Raw genomic sequence first — 12,733 nt, forward strand, 5'->3', positions numbered from 1 at the left:
GGGGGGGGGGGCGGCCGCTGCGCGGAGCCGTTCCCCTACCCGCCCCTTCCCGAAACCGGGGGCTCCGCCCCCGGACCCCCGCGCCTCAATCGCCGGCGAGGCTGATTTCGCGGAGCGAAATCCAGCCCGCCCGGCGATTGAGGGCACCGCGCGAAGCGCGGTACGCCGCCCGCAGGGCGGCACGGGGCCCGGGGCCCGCCCCGGTTCGGGAAGGGGCGGGGTGGGGAACAGGCCCCGCGCAGCGGCCACCCGCCCCCGTGGTGGCGTCAGGCGTGGCCCGTCGCCGTCTCGCGGTGGTGGAGGAACGTGGAGACCGACGGCGTGCGGCGGTGCGGCAGGAGGACCTCCGCCGTGTCCGCCAGCATCGCGTGGATGCGGGACGACCGGACCTCGCCCAGCAGCTCGAGCACCTGCTCGCCCGCCGCGGCGGCTTCCTCCGGCTCGCCCGCCCGGGCCAGGTCCGCGGCCAGTTCGGCGCGGTACAGCGCGAGGTTGCGGGTGAAGCGGCGGTCCTGGAGGGCCGCCGCGCGACGGGCGTGGCGGGCCGCGCGTGCCCATTCGCCGAGGGCCGACCAGCACTGGGCCTGCAGCGCCTCCAGTTCGGGTTCCGCGAAGAAGGACATCCACTCGGGGTCGGCGTCCGAGGCGCCCCGCCCGAAGTGCGCGTGCGCCTTTGCCAGCGACTGCTCGCAGCCGGCGCGGTCGCCGAGGCCCGCCCAGCCGCCCGCCTCCCGCAGCGCGAGCAGCGCCAGCAGCCGTGGGGAGGCGACGAGCCGCGCCGCCTGCTGGCCCGCCTGTGCGGTGCGTACGGCCTCGCGGTGCCGGCCCGCGTCCCTGGCGAGGAACGACGTGTTGCAGAACGCGTGCGCCTCGAGCGCCGGGTCGCCCGCCACGCGCGCGGTCGCCAGGGCCTCCGCGTAGTGCGAGCGGGCGTCCTCGAGACGGCCGGAGTCGTGGGCGAGCCAGCCCACCGAGATGGCGAGTTCGCCGGCCCCGGTGTGCAGCCGCTGCGCCGTCGACCTGCGGGCCGGCGTGCCGGCGTCGAGCAGCGCGTACGCGGCCCTCAGCGGCTGCGCGGCACGGCGGTACAGACCGTCGGCGCCGTGCCGGTCGTCGAGCAGCCGGATGCGGCGCACGGCCTCCTCGACGGCGCCGACCTCGGCCTCGCCGACTCTCCGCGGGTCGGGCAAGGATCCGGGGCCGAGCCCCAGGGAGGCGGCCGCCACGGTGGCGGAGCCGCTCGTCATGAATGCGCGACGCAGCACGTCGCTCTCCTCGTCGCTGTCGCTTTCGCTGCTGCCGAGGGGGAGCCGGCAGCAGGGGTGGTGGTGCGGAAGGTCCGGGTCCGCGGCCCGGTCCGGCGGCGGTGACGCGGGCGCGGCCCGGTTTCCCGCGCCGCGCCCGCGCACCTGTTCCCGGGCGGTGAAGCCCAGGTCCGTCAGCGCCAGGCCGGGGAACATGTGCAGGAACACCCGCTCGTACGCGTAGTTCGGGCAGCGGATCTCCCCGGACTCGACCCGGCCGATGTAGCGCGCGTCGCAGGAGACCTGCTCGCCGATCTCGCGGGCCGCCCGTCGTACGGCCGTCGCGAACTCGCCCGGCGAGCGGTGTCCGCGGAGCCTGCGGAAAGCCAGGTTGGGTACGGGGGCAGGAACCGCCCGTGATGCCTTTGACGATGACGCCATGGCCGAGGCCTCTCTTGGTGCGGCCGTGTTCCGGCGGGGCAAGAACGTACCTGCTGTGACAAGGCCTTCACACAGGGTTTGACAACAAAAGGGACATCTCGCCGGTGTTCTGCCATGAACTGCCATCCTTTGCGGCGGCGTGCCGCCGTAGCCCTTGACGCGTACGGGCGTTGAACCGTACGGAGGCGCGTTACGTGTCTCCACTCGAGCGAGGAGGGGATCTTCTTGTTGGAGGTCGGCATGGAGACCAGCGCGACGCCCTCGACCACGGCGGGACACCGGCCCACCCCGGACGGCAGTGCACCGCCCCTCTGCGACGTGGCGGTGCCCGGCGGGCCGGCAGCGCCGTGTGATCTGGTGACCGTTCCCGCCCGGCAGGGCCTCGAGGCGGTGGACATCCTTCGCCGCGCCGCCGCGCCCGCGGTCGGGCCGGTGCTCCACGACGGGGCCTGCGACACCCTCGGCTTCCTCGTCCCGCCGGGCACGGCCGACGCCTGGGACATGCCGGGCAGCGCGTGTACGCAGACCTCGGGCCGGGGCCTGCGTATCCCGGCGGAATCACCGGTCACCGGGTCCGGCTGGCTGCTGCCGCCCGGTGACGACGCGGACACCGTCACGGACCCGGTGGTCCTGCGCGAGGCGCTGGGGGAGGCGGCGCGTCTGATCGAGGCGGCGGACAACTGCCGCTGAGGCCCGCCCGGCTCCCGGCGGCGAAGGCCCGGACGCGGGGCCTCCGCGGCCGGGCGATAATGGACGCGTGGCGAAGAGCAAGCGGCGTGGGGGCGGTGGACCGGAGTCCGTCGTCGCTGCCGTGGACGGCGGACTCGCGGAGCTGATACCCGACCGGGAACGTCCGCGCGGCTGGACGCTGCTCATCGACGGTGCGCCGCAGTCGCACGTGGATCTCGACGACCCGGCGTATCTGTCCTTCGAGTACCAGCGCCGGCTGGGCCACGCGGTGGACCTCGCCGCACCTCCCGGGCGTCCCCTCCAGGTCGTGCACCTCGGCGGCGGCGCGTTCACCCTCGCCCGGTACGTCGCCGCCACGCGTCCCCGGTCCACCCAGCAGATCGTCGAACTGGACGCGGCCCTGGTCCAACTCGTCCGCGCACATCTCCCGTTGGATTCCGGCGCGCGGATACGGGTCAGGTCGACCGACGCACGGGCAGGACTGGCGAAGGTGCCCGACGGCTGGGCGGACGTGGTCATCGCGGACGTGTTCAGCGGGGCGCGCACCCCAGCGCATCTGACCAGCACGGAGTTCCTCGCTGAGGTCCGCAGAGTGACGAGGCCGGGCGGCAGCTACGTCGCCAACATCGCCGACGGGCCGCCGCTCGCGCATCTGCGGGCCCAGATCGCCACCGCCTCGGCCGTCTTCCCCGAGCTCGCGCTCGCCGCGGACCCGACGGTGCTGCGCGGGCGTCGCTTCGGCAACGCCGTGCTGCTCGCCTCCGACAGGGAACTGCCGGTCGCCGAGTTCACCCGCCGGGTCGCGAGCGACCCGTTCGCCGGGCGGGTCGAACACGGGCGGGCACTCGCCGACTTCACCGGCGGGGCGGCGCCCGTGACGGACGCGAGCGCCAAGCCCTCGCCGGTGCCGCCGCCCGCCGTGTTCCGCTGACCTCCTGAGATGACGGGGGTGCTCAGCGCTCGTCGAACTGCACCATCGGAGGATGGCCGTTCCAGGTGCAGAACACCGACACCTCGTGACCGTCCTGCGTGAACGTGACGCGGATCCACGTCGGCTGCGTCCACACCTGCATCTGCCAGCCCGCCGCCGGAGTCGCCGAGACGAGCTCGGCCGCGCTGTCACCGATGTCGAAGACGACCCTGCCGCCCTTGACGTTGTAGCCCTTCACATTTCCGGCATCCGAAGGGGGTGGCGGTGAAGGAGAGTTCGGCGGTGGGTCCTTCTTCGTGGGGGAGGCGGGCGGCGGCGTCGTCGGCGGGCGCCTGCTCGGCGAGGGGGACGGGCTCGGCGGCCGCGCCGTCGACGACGTCTGCGGCTCCGCGGCCTGCGTCGTCGCGTTCTGCGCGGTGATGGGAAGAGCGCGCGGCCGGTCGTACGCGGTTCCGGCCATGACCGTGTGGACGCCCCACCACGACAGCGTCACCGCCGCTCCGGTGGACAGCGACCACGCCATGGCATGTACGAGTCCTCGATGCATCCGGGCCATAGTGCACCACCCGTCCCCGGGTTGTCCCGAACGGGACCGGCGTACTCCGGATGGCGTACGGTGCCGCCCATGGCAAGTGTGCTCGTGGTCGAGGACGACCAGTTCGTGCGCTCCGCCCTCATCAGGCACTTGACCGAGGCCTCCCACACGGTACGGAGCGTCGGCACGGCCCTGGAGGCGCTGCGCGAGGTGGCCCATTTCCGGTTCGACGTCGTCATTCTCGACCTCGGACTGCCCGATCTGGACGGTGCGGAGGCGCTGAAGATGCTCCGCGGCATCACCGACGTACCCGTGATCATCGCGACCGCGCGGGACGACGAGGCCGAGATCGTACGGCTGCTCAACGACGGTGCCGACGACTATCTGACCAAGCCGTTCTCCGTGGAGCACCTGTCGGCCAGGATGGCGGCCGTACTACGCCGTTCCCGGGCCGCGGGCGAGGCGCCGCCCTCGCGGGTGATCCAGGTCGGCGGACTGTCCATCGACCCGCTGCGCCGCCAGGCCGAACTGGACGGCGACCGCCTCGACCTCACCCGCAGGGAGTTCGACCTGCTGGCCTTCCTCGCCGGCCGGCCCGGGGTCGTCGTCCCACGCAAGGAGCTGCTGGCCGAGGTCTGGCAGCAGAGTTACGGCGACGACCAGACCATCGACGTCCATCTGAGCTGGCTGCGCCGCAAACTCGGCGAGACGGCGGCGCGGCCGCGTTATCTGCACACGCTGCGCGGGGTCGGAGTGAAGCTCGAGCCACCGAACGGACACCGGCCATGAGATGGGCGCTCGTCAAGGTCTCCCTGGCCGTCACCGTGATGGTGGTGCTCGCTTTCGCGCTGCCCCTGGGCATCGTCATCAAGGAGATGGCCCGTGACCGTGCCTTCTCCAACGCCGAACGGCAGGCGGCGACGATCGGGCCCACCCTGACCGTCACCACCGAACGCCGCATGCTGGAGCGGGCCGTCGAGTCGACCCCGGCCGGTGCGGTCGGCCGGATGGCCGTGCACATCCCGGCGTCCGGCGAACCGGGCGGCCTGCCGCTGGAGATAGGCAAGCGCCGGGCGGCGAAGAAGGACCTGGCGACCGTCGAACGGATCGGCCGTGCCTCGATCACCGAGGTGTCCGGCGGCTCCGCGCTGCTGCAGCCGACCGCGATAGGGACCGGTCAGATCGCCGTCGTCGAGATCTTCGTGCCCGAGGGCGAGGTCTCCAACGGTGTGGACACCGCCTGGCTCGTCCTCGCCGGCGTCGGCATCGCGCTGATCGTCGGCTCCGTCGCGGTCGCCGACCGGCTGGGCGTACGGATGGTGCAGCCGGCGCAGCGGCTCGCGGGCGCCGCCCACGACCTGGGCGAGGGCCGGCTCGGGGCCAGGGTCCCGGAGGAGGGGCCGCCGGAACTGCGGTCCGCTGCCGTCGCGTTCAACTCCATGGCCGACCAGGTCGTCCAGCTCCTGGCCAACGAGCGTGAGCTGGCCGCCGATCTCTCGCACCGGCTGCGGACCCCGCTGACCGTGCTCCGGCTGAACGCCGCGTCGCTCGGTGAGAGCGCCGCCGCCGAGCAGACCCGGGCGGCCGTCGCGCAGCTGGAACGCGAGGTCGACACCATCATCCGCACCGCCCGCGAGGCCAAACCGCAGACGGCGGCGGCCGGCCCCGGCGCGGGCTGCGACGTCTCTGAAGTGGTCCGCGAACGGATGGGATTCTGGTCGGCACTCGCCGAGGACGAGGGCCGCAAGGTCCGGCTCGCCGGAGTGGACCGGCCCGTGCGCATCCCGGTCGCCCGCCCCGAACTCGCCGCCGCGCTCGACGCGCTGCTCGGCAACGTCTTCCGCCACACCCCGGAGGGCACGGCCTTCTCCGTCGACGTGCACAACAGTGACGACGCGGTCATCGTGCTGGTCTCCGACGCCGGTCCGGGCATCGCCGACCCGGCGGCCGCCATGGCCCGGGGCAACAGCGGTGCCAGGGACGGCTCGACGGGCCTGGGCCTGGACATCGTGCGCAGGGTCGCGGAGTCCACGGGTGGCGACGTACGGATCGGCAGGTCGGTCCTCGGGGGTACAGAGGTACGGATCTGGATCGGCCTCGACCCCCGCGAAGCGGCCCGCGGCCAGCGCCGCAGCCGGCACCGGGGGCGGGTCCAGCGCCGTCGCAAGCCCGCCGTGCGATAGCCCACCGCCGGCTTCCGCACGGCGCATCATTAATCGCTTCCGATGCCTCCCTTAAGCGCGCCCTAAGAAGACCGACCGCCGTCACCGATCGGGCATTTGTCCGGTTCGGGGCCGCTAGCGTGCAGCGCACCACCCCCCACTCCGCACGCAGAGGCAGGCACTCGATGGGCAGCAGTACGCACCGGCGCAGGGCGAGCGTCAGGACCAAGGCGGTCGGCGCGGTCGTCGTGACCGCTGTGATCGGCGGCGCGGCGGTCGTCCTCACCGGCACCGCCCAGGCCGCGGCGGTCGGCGCCGCCTACACCAGGACCAGTGCCTGGGACGGCGGTTACACCGGCCAGTACGTCATCACCAACGAGACCGGCGAGGCCCGGACGGACTGGACCCTCGAGTTCGAGCTCCCCGCCGGGACGAGGATCAGCTCCCTGTGGAACGGCGAGCACACCGTGGACGGGCAGCAGGTCACGGTGAAGCCCGCGAGCTGGAACAAGAGCCTCGCGCCGGGCGCTTCGGTCACCGTCGGCTTCGTCACCTCCGCGAGCGGTAAGGCCGCCGACCCGACGGCCTGCCTCATCGACGAGATCAAGTGCTCGATCGACGACGGGGCCACGCCGCAGCCGAGCGGCCGGCCCACGGAGCAGCCCACGCCCACGCCGACCGCCACCGCGACCCAGAAGCCGACGCCCACCCCCACCGCCACGGCCACCCCGACGCCGACGCCGACGCCCACGTCGACGGGATCCCCGAAGCCGGGCGACGCGGCGCGCTACGCGCCGTACATCGACACCTCGCTGTACCCGGCCTACGACATGCTCGACACGGCGGCGAAGACGGGCGTCAAGGAGTTCAACCTCGCCTTCATCACCTCCGGCGGCAGCTGCGCCCCGCTGTGGGGCGGTGTCACCGACCTGGCCAACGACAAGGTCGCCGCCCAGATCGGCGACCTGCGGGCCAAGGGCGGCGACGTCCGGGTCTCCTTCGGCGGCGCGGCCGGCCACGAGCTGGCGCTGAACTGCTCCTCCGCCGACGACCTGGCGAAGGCCTACGGCAAGGTCATCGACACCTACAAGCTCACCAAGGTCGACTTCGACATCGAGGGCGCGGCGCTGCCCGACACCGCCGCCAACTCGCGGCGCTCGCAGGCCATCGCGCAGCTCCAGAAGTCGCACCCCGGCCTGAACGTCTCCTTCACGCTGCCCGTCATGCCGGAGGGCCTCACCCAGCCCGGCGTGGACCTGGTCGCCGACGCCAAGAAGAACGGCGTGCGCGTCGACGCGGTCAACATCATGGCGATGGACTACGGCCCGGCGTACAGCGGCGACATGGGCGAGTACGCGATCCAGGCGGCCACCGCCACCCAGGCGCAGATCAAGGGCGTGCTCGGGCTCTCGGACGCGGCCGCGTGGCAGGCCGTCGCGGTCACACCGATGATCGGCGTGAACGACGTGGTGACGGAGATCTTCAAGGTCGACGACGCCACGCAGCTGGTGAAGTTCGCCGAGTCGAAGAACCTGGGCTGGTTGTCGATGTGGTCCTCGACCCGCGACAAGCAGTGCGCAGGCGGGGAGAAGCCGGCGGCGGACGCGACGTGCAGCTCGATCCTGCAGGAGCCGTTGGCCTTCACGAAGGCCTTCTCCGCGTACAAGTAGCCACCCTGTCCCCCCACGGCGACGCCCCGGGCGCCCCACCCGCCCGGGGCCCCGCCACGCCTCCCGCCACCGACCGGTTCGCCCTTCCCGACCGGGCTCGGCCCGGACCCGTACCGCGCTCCGCGCGGTGTTTCGGGGGCTCTGCCCCCGGACCCCCGCGCCTCAATCGCCGGCGGGGCTTGAGTTGCCTCCGCTCGGCGGGCTGGATGCCGCGCGGCGGCATTTCCAGCCCGTCCGGCGTTTGAGGACACCGCCGAAGGCGGTACGGGGTCCAGGGCTTGCCCCGGTTCGGGAAGTGGGGTCCCCACCCCACGGCCGCCAGGCCGTAGGGGGAGGGGAACGGCCCCGCGCAGCGACCCCGTCCCGCCCCGCGCGGCGGCCCCGCCGCCAAGGCTTCGTCAGCCCTTGACCGCGCCCTGCATGATGCCCCCCACGATCTGCTTGCCGAAGACGACGAACGCGATCAGCAACGGCAGCGTCCCCAGCAGCGCCCCCGCCATGATCACCGACTGGTCGGGGATGTAGCCCTGGCCGAGGCCCGCCAGGGCCACCTGCACCGTCGGGTTGCCGCTCTGCGTCAGCGCGAGGATCGGCCAGAAGAAGTCGTTCCAGGCCATCACGAACGTCAGCATCCCGAGGACGGCCATCGCCGGCCGCGCCGCGGGGAAGACGATGTGCCACACCAGGCGCAGGCTGCCCGCGCCGTCGACCCTGGCGGCCTCGATCAGTTCGCCGGGCAGTGCCTCCATCAGGTACTGGCGCATGAAGAACACACCGAAGGCGCTGACCAGCGTGGGCAGGATGACGGACTGGAGCTGGTCGGTCCAGGACAGTTCGGCGATCAGCATGTACAGCGGTACGACGCTGAGCTGCGGCGGCACCATCATCGTGCCGATGACGAGCAGCAGCAGCGCGTTCTTCATCCTGAACCGCAGCTTGGCGAAGGCGAATCCGGCGAACGTGGCGAAGACCACGGTGCCCGTCGCGACCGACCCGGCGACGACCGTCGTGTTGAGCAGGGCGGTGCCCATGTTCGCGTCGGTCCAGGCGATCTCAAGATTGCGGAAGAGCCGGCTGCCGAACCAGAACGGCGGAGGAGTCTGGGCGAGCCGGGTGTTGGTGCGGGAGGCGGCGATCGCCGTCCACACCAGTGGGAAGAGGGAGCCGGCGGTGAACACGATCAGCGCGGCGTAGGCGAACTTCCCGCCGTGCAGCTGCCGCCCCGCCCGCCCCTTGCGCCCTGTCATCGTCGTCTCCGCTCCGCTCTACGCGCTCTTGCCCAGGCGGCGCGCGACCAGCCAGTTCACCGCGCCGACGACCAGCAGGATCAGGAACATCGCCCAGGCGATCGCGGAGGCCCGGCCCAGGTGCAGGTTCACCCACCCCTGCTCGTACAGATAGAGACCGAGCGTCTGGAACTGGTGGTCCGCGCCGCCCGTCGCGCCCGCTCCGCCGCTGAACAGCAGGGGTTCGCCGAACAGCTGGGTCGCGCCGATCGTGGAGACCACACAGGTGAACAGGATCGTGTGGCGCAGGGAGGGCACTGTGACATGGATGAACTGCTGCCACGGCGAGGCCCCGTCGAGCGCGGCCGACTCGTACAGGTCCTTCGGGACGGCCTGCATCGCGGCGAGATAGATCAGCGCGTTGTAACCCGTCCAGCGCCAGATCACGATCGTCGAGACCGCCAGTTGCGAGGTCCACTGCCCGTTCTGCCAGTCGATGTCACCGATGCCGACCAGCCCGAGCGCCCAGTTGACCATCCCGTAGTCGCGGCCGAAGAGCAGCACGAAGACGAGCGTCGCGGCGGCGACGGACGTCGCGTACGGGGTGAGGGCGGCGACCCTGAAGAACATCGAGCCACGAAGCCGGTAGTTGAGCAGATGCGCGATGCCGAGCGCCATGAGCAACTGCGGCACGGTCGACATCAGTCCGATGGTGACCGTGTTCCTGAGCGCGTTCCAGAAGAACTCGTCCTCGAGGAGGCGCGAGAAGTTGCGCAGCCCGACCCACTCCATGTCGGTCGGCGCGGTGAGCTCCACCCGGTGCAGTGAGGCCCAGCCGGTGTAGAGCAGCGGGAAGAGCCCGAAGGCGAGGAAGAAGACGAAGAACGGTGCGACGAAGGCGTACGGGCTCCATCTGACGTCGCGCCGGTAGCGGCGTGAGCGTCTGGCCCGGCGCCGCTGCGTGGCGGCGTCCGTGCCGCCCGGGGCCGTGGCGTCGACGGCGGGCCCCGGGCCCCCGGGGTGCTCGATGTGCGCGGCCGGGCTGCCGTGTGCGGGTTCCGGCACGGTCATTCGTCCAGGGCGTTGTCGATCGCCTTGACCGCCGCAGCCCAGCCCTCTTCCGGGCTGCGGCCCTTCTGGTCCACCTGGAGCATGCCGATGTCGGCCAGATTCTGCGCGATGATCAGGTCCTTGGGCCCCACGATCTGCACCGGGACGTCCTGTGCCGCCCTGGAGAAGATCTTCCCGATGGGCGCGTTCCCGAAGTAGGGGTGCGCGGCGTCGGCGACGGCGGGCAGCGAGTAGGCGGCCCGGGCGCTGGGGAAGCTGCCGCGTTCGGTGAACAGCTTCGCCTGCTGCGCGGGAGCGGTCAGCCAGGCGGCGAGCTTCGCCGCCTCGGCGGTGTTGTCGCCCGTTCTCGGCACGACGAGGAACGAGCCGCCCCAGTTGCTCGGCCGTGGCGCGGCGGCGACGTCCCACTTGCCCTTGCCTGCGGCGCCCGCCTTGTCCTGGATGTGGCCGAGCATCCAGGCGGGGCAGGAGACGGTGGCGAAGGCGCCGTTGGACATGGCCTGGTCCCAGGACGGTGTGAACTGCTGGAGCCTGGCGGTCAGTTTCTCCGTGGCGAACTCGGCGGCGAGGTCCCAGGCCTGCTTCACGGCCGGGCTGGTCTTGTAGACGATCTCGCCGTTCTCGTCGTAGAAGCGTTTCTCGTTGCCGCCGGTGACGGCCGCCATCACGCCCGAGGCGGAGTCGACGAAGGAGGTCCCCTCGGGCGCCCGGGCCTTGTACTTCCTGCCCGTCTCCAGGTACTTGTTCCAGTCGCCGGCCCAGAGCCTGCCGACCTCCTCGCGGTCGGACGGCAGCCCGGCCTTCTCGAAGAGGTCCTTGCGGTAGCAGATGCCCTGGGGGCCGATGTCGGTGCCGAGCCCGACCGTCTTCCCGTCCTTGGTGGTGGCCTGCGCCCACTTCCAGTCGAGGAACGAATCCTTGCTGACGCCCTCGGTCCTGCCCAGGTCGACGAGCCGGTCCGCCTGGGTCGCGGTGACCTCCGCGATGTTGTTGACCTCGACGGCCTGGATGTCCGCGAGACCGCTGCCGGTGCTGAGGTGCGTAAGCAGCTGCGGGTAGTAGTTCTCGTTCCGCTGGATCGAGGTCTGCTTGATCCTGATGTCGGGGTGGAGCTTCATGTACTCCTCGTACAGCCCCGCCTCCTTGAGACCGAAGGCACCGAAGACGCCCACGGTGATGGTGGTTCTCCCCTTGCCGCCACCGCCGTCGTAGGCACTGTCGCCCGGCTCTTCGCTGTCCTTGGCGCAGCCTGCGAGGAGCCCGGCGCCCAGCGCGACGACGACCGCGAGGATTGCGGTCCTGCGCATGACGACCTCCTTCGGGGAGTGCCGCCACCCCCGGGTCCTGACGTGCCGCCCGCGGCCGTACTTGTGTGGGACCCGTACTTTTAGCATGCCGACCGCGACCCTGGCACGGGCGGTGGCCTGCGGCTTTGCCGAGTGGGTGCCGATGGAGACATGGGAGCGCTCCCATGTCTCGTCGGCCGGGTTCGTCGTCCGATGGGGGAGGTCTCAAGGCGCCGCGGCACGTTATGTTCTCCGCCAGGGCAGCCTGGGGAGGCGGACACGATGTCTCGGACCATCGGTACGGGGAACGGGGGGCGGGCCACCGGTCTGCCCACCCTCGAGGAGGTCGCGGCGCGGGCGGGGGTCGGACGCGGGACGGTCTCCCGGGTGATCAACGGTTCGCCGCGTGTGAGCGAGGAGACCCGCGCGCTGGTCGAGGCGGCCGTCGCCGAACTCGGCTACGTGCCCAACCGGGCGGCCCGGGCGCTCGCGGGCAACCGTACGGACGCGATCGCGCTCGTCGTCCCGGAGCCGGAGGACCGTTTCTTCGCGGAGCCGTACTTCTCCGAGATGGTGCGCGGCGTGGGAGCCGCCCTCGCCGACACCGAGATGCAGCTGCTGCTGACGCTCGCCGGCAACGACCGCGAGCGCAAGACGCTCGCCCAGTACCTCGCCGCCCACCGGGTCGACGGCGTGCTGCTGGTCTCGATGCACGCGGGCGACCCGCTGCCGGACCTGCTGGAGCAGCTCTCCATCCCGGTGGTCATCAGCGGCCGCCGCGCGGCGGACGAGACGCTCGCGGCGGTCGACTCCGACAACTTCGAGGGCGCCCGGGCGGCCGTCGCCCACCTGACCGCCCGGGGACGGCGCACCGTCGCGACGATCACCGGCCCCCTGGACGTGTACGGCGCCCAACGCCGCCTGGACGGCTACCGCTCCGGCGTCGCCGGCGCGGGCCTGGACGCCGATCCCCGGCTGACGGCCGTGGCCGACTTCACCGAACAGGGCGGCCGCCTCGCGATGCGCAAGCTGCTCGAGGACCGCCCCGACCTCGACGCGGTCTTCGCCGCCTCCGACGTGATGGCTTCGGGCGCCCGGCACGTGCTGCGCGAGTCGGGCCGCCGCATCCCGGACGACGTGGCCCTCGTCGGCTTCGACGACTCGGCGGTGGCCCGGCACATGGATCCGGCCCTCACCAGCGTGCGCCAGCCGACGGAGGAGATGGGCCGCACGATGGCCCGGGTCCTGCTCGAGGAGATCGCCGGCCCGTCACCCGAGCGACCCCAGATCGTGCTGCCCACGGAACTGGTGGTGCGGGACTCGTCGTGACGGCGGACCCGGTCACCGCTGGGTGTGTCGTCTTCGGCCGCCGACCGCTTCGTCTTGCGACTTCTGCGTGCGGCGGCTTTGCGTCCGGCGGTTATCCGTCCGGCGGCTCTGCGTCCGGCGGTTCTCCGTCCGACGACCTCTTCGACCC

The 12,733-nt window shown here is 72.1% G+C and carries 11 protein-coding genes; 6 read left to right on the forward strand and 5 right to left on the reverse strand.

What is annotated here, in order from left to right; genetic code table 11:
• Nucleotides 1–266: 266 nt before the first annotated feature.
• The gene (locus AB0K36_RS04990; RefSeq protein ID WP_364588432.1) at nucleotides 267–1,685 is read right to left on the reverse strand and encodes an NsdA family TPR-like regulatory protein; all 1,419 of its coding nucleotides are present in this window, start codon (nucleotides 1,683–1,685) and stop codon (nucleotides 267–269) included.
• A gap of 240 nt (nucleotides 1,686–1,925) precedes the next feature.
• On the opposite strand from AB0K36_RS04990, the gene AB0K36_RS04995 reads away from it, so the two are divergent.
• A complete protein-coding gene (locus AB0K36_RS04995; protein WP_364588434.1) occupies nucleotides 1,926–2,375 on the forward strand; it encodes a hypothetical protein in 450 nt (149 codons plus the stop codon).
• A gap of 67 nt (nucleotides 2,376–2,442) precedes the next feature.
• Nucleotides 2,443–3,306, forward strand: a complete 864-nt coding sequence (locus tag AB0K36_RS05000; protein WP_189467602.1) for a spermidine synthase — start codon at nucleotides 2,443–2,445, stop codon at nucleotides 3,304–3,306.
• A 22-nt stretch (nucleotides 3,307–3,328) separates the two neighbouring features.
• Here the strand turns inward: AB0K36_RS05000 and AB0K36_RS05005 are convergent, their stop codons facing one another.
• Nucleotides 3,329–3,862 (reverse strand): hypothetical protein, encoded by a 534-nt coding sequence (locus AB0K36_RS05005; RefSeq protein ID WP_364588438.1) that lies wholly within the window; start codon nucleotides 3,860–3,862, stop codon nucleotides 3,329–3,331.
• Between the two features lie 69 nt (nucleotides 3,863–3,931).
• On the opposite strand from AB0K36_RS05005, the gene AB0K36_RS05010 reads away from it, so the two are divergent.
• The 3 genes from AB0K36_RS05010 to AB0K36_RS05020 all read left to right on the forward strand — a co-directional run bounded on the left by AB0K36_RS05010 (nucleotide 3,932) and on the right by AB0K36_RS05020 (nucleotide 7,673).
• Nucleotides 3,932–4,630: a response regulator transcription factor gene (locus AB0K36_RS05010; RefSeq protein ID WP_189467606.1), complete on the forward strand. Its 699-nt coding sequence runs from the start codon at nucleotides 3,932–3,934 to the stop codon at nucleotides 4,628–4,630.
• Nucleotides 4,627–6,024 carry a sensor histidine kinase gene (locus AB0K36_RS05015; protein ID WP_364588441.1) on the forward strand — a complete coding sequence of 466 codons (1,398 nt, stop codon included), beginning with the start codon at nucleotides 4,627–4,629 and terminating at the stop codon, nucleotides 6,022–6,024. Before AB0K36_RS05010 ends, AB0K36_RS05015 begins: the two co-directional genes overlap by 4 nt.
• 164 nt (nucleotides 6,025–6,188) lie before the next feature.
• Entirely contained in the window at nucleotides 6,189–7,673 is a 1,485-nt protein-coding gene (locus tag AB0K36_RS05020) for a glycoside hydrolase family 18 protein (RefSeq protein ID WP_364588444.1), read from the forward strand.
• Between the two features lie 398 nt (nucleotides 7,674–8,071).
• On the opposite strand, the gene AB0K36_RS05025 is transcribed toward AB0K36_RS05020, so the two are convergent.
• Genes AB0K36_RS05025 through AB0K36_RS05035 form a run of 3 tightly spaced genes read right to left on the reverse strand, consistent with a single transcriptional unit; the run spans nucleotide 8,072 to nucleotide 11,277 of the window.
• On the reverse strand, nucleotides 8,072–8,920 hold the full coding sequence (locus AB0K36_RS05025; protein ID WP_364588447.1) for a carbohydrate ABC transporter permease: 849 nt from the start codon (nucleotides 8,918–8,920) through the stop codon (nucleotides 8,072–8,074).
• Between the two features lie 18 nt (nucleotides 8,921–8,938).
• Complete coding sequence (locus tag AB0K36_RS05030) at nucleotides 8,939–9,970, reverse strand: carbohydrate ABC transporter permease (RefSeq protein WP_435877779.1); 1,032 nt, start codon at nucleotides 9,968–9,970, stop codon at nucleotides 8,939–8,941.
• Nucleotides 9,967–11,277: an ABC transporter substrate-binding protein gene (locus AB0K36_RS05035; RefSeq protein ID WP_364588450.1), complete on the reverse strand. Its 1,311-nt coding sequence runs from the start codon at nucleotides 11,275–11,277 to the stop codon at nucleotides 9,967–9,969. The genes AB0K36_RS05030 and AB0K36_RS05035 overlap by 4 nt, the downstream gene beginning before the upstream one ends.
• A gap of 261 nt (nucleotides 11,278–11,538) precedes the next feature.
• On the opposite strand from AB0K36_RS05035, the gene AB0K36_RS05040 reads away from it, so the two are divergent.
• A complete protein-coding gene (locus tag AB0K36_RS05040; RefSeq protein ID WP_364588453.1) occupies nucleotides 11,539–12,585 on the forward strand; it encodes a LacI family DNA-binding transcriptional regulator in 1,047 nt (348 codons plus the stop codon).
• Nucleotides 12,586–12,733 lie beyond the last annotated feature (148 nt).

Source organism: Streptomyces kurssanovii, assembly GCF_040677245.1.
Classification (GTDB): domain Bacteria; phylum Actinomycetota; class Actinomycetes; order Streptomycetales; family Streptomycetaceae; genus Streptomyces; species Streptomyces kurssanovii.

Bases quoted from the DNA above. Each gene is read 5' to 3' on its own strand.
- AB0K36_RS04990 (WP_364588432.1), bottom strand. From the start codon at position 1,685: ATGGCGTCATCGTCAAAGGCATCACGGGCGGTTCCTGCCCCCGTACCC.
- AB0K36_RS05015 (WP_364588441.1), top strand. From the start codon at position 4,627: ATGAGATGGGCGCTCGTCAAGGTCTCCCTGGCCGTCACCGTGATGGTG.
- AB0K36_RS05035 (WP_364588450.1), bottom strand. From the start codon at position 11,277: ATGCGCAGGACCGCAATCCTCGCGGTCGTCGTCGCGCTGGGCGCCGGG.
- AB0K36_RS05020 (WP_364588444.1), top strand. From the start codon at position 6,189: ATGGGCAGCAGTACGCACCGGCGCAGGGCGAGCGTCAGGACCAAGGCG.
- AB0K36_RS05030 (WP_435877779.1), bottom strand. From the start codon at position 9,970: ATGACCGTGCCGGAACCCGCACACGGCAGCCCGGCCGCGCACATCGAG.
- AB0K36_RS05040 (WP_364588453.1), top strand. From the start codon at position 11,539: ATGTCTCGGACCATCGGTACGGGGAACGGGGGGCGGGCCACCGGTCTG.
- AB0K36_RS04995 (WP_364588434.1), top strand. From the start codon at position 1,926: ATGGAGACCAGCGCGACGCCCTCGACCACGGCGGGACACCGGCCCACC.
- AB0K36_RS05010 (WP_189467606.1), top strand. From the start codon at position 3,932: ATGGCAAGTGTGCTCGTGGTCGAGGACGACCAGTTCGTGCGCTCCGCC.
- AB0K36_RS05025 (WP_364588447.1), bottom strand. From the start codon at position 8,920: ATGACAGGGCGCAAGGGGCGGGCGGGGCGGCAGCTGCACGGCGGGAAG.
- AB0K36_RS05005 (WP_364588438.1), bottom strand. From the start codon at position 3,862: ATGGCCCGGATGCATCGAGGACTCGTACATGCCATGGCGTGGTCGCTG.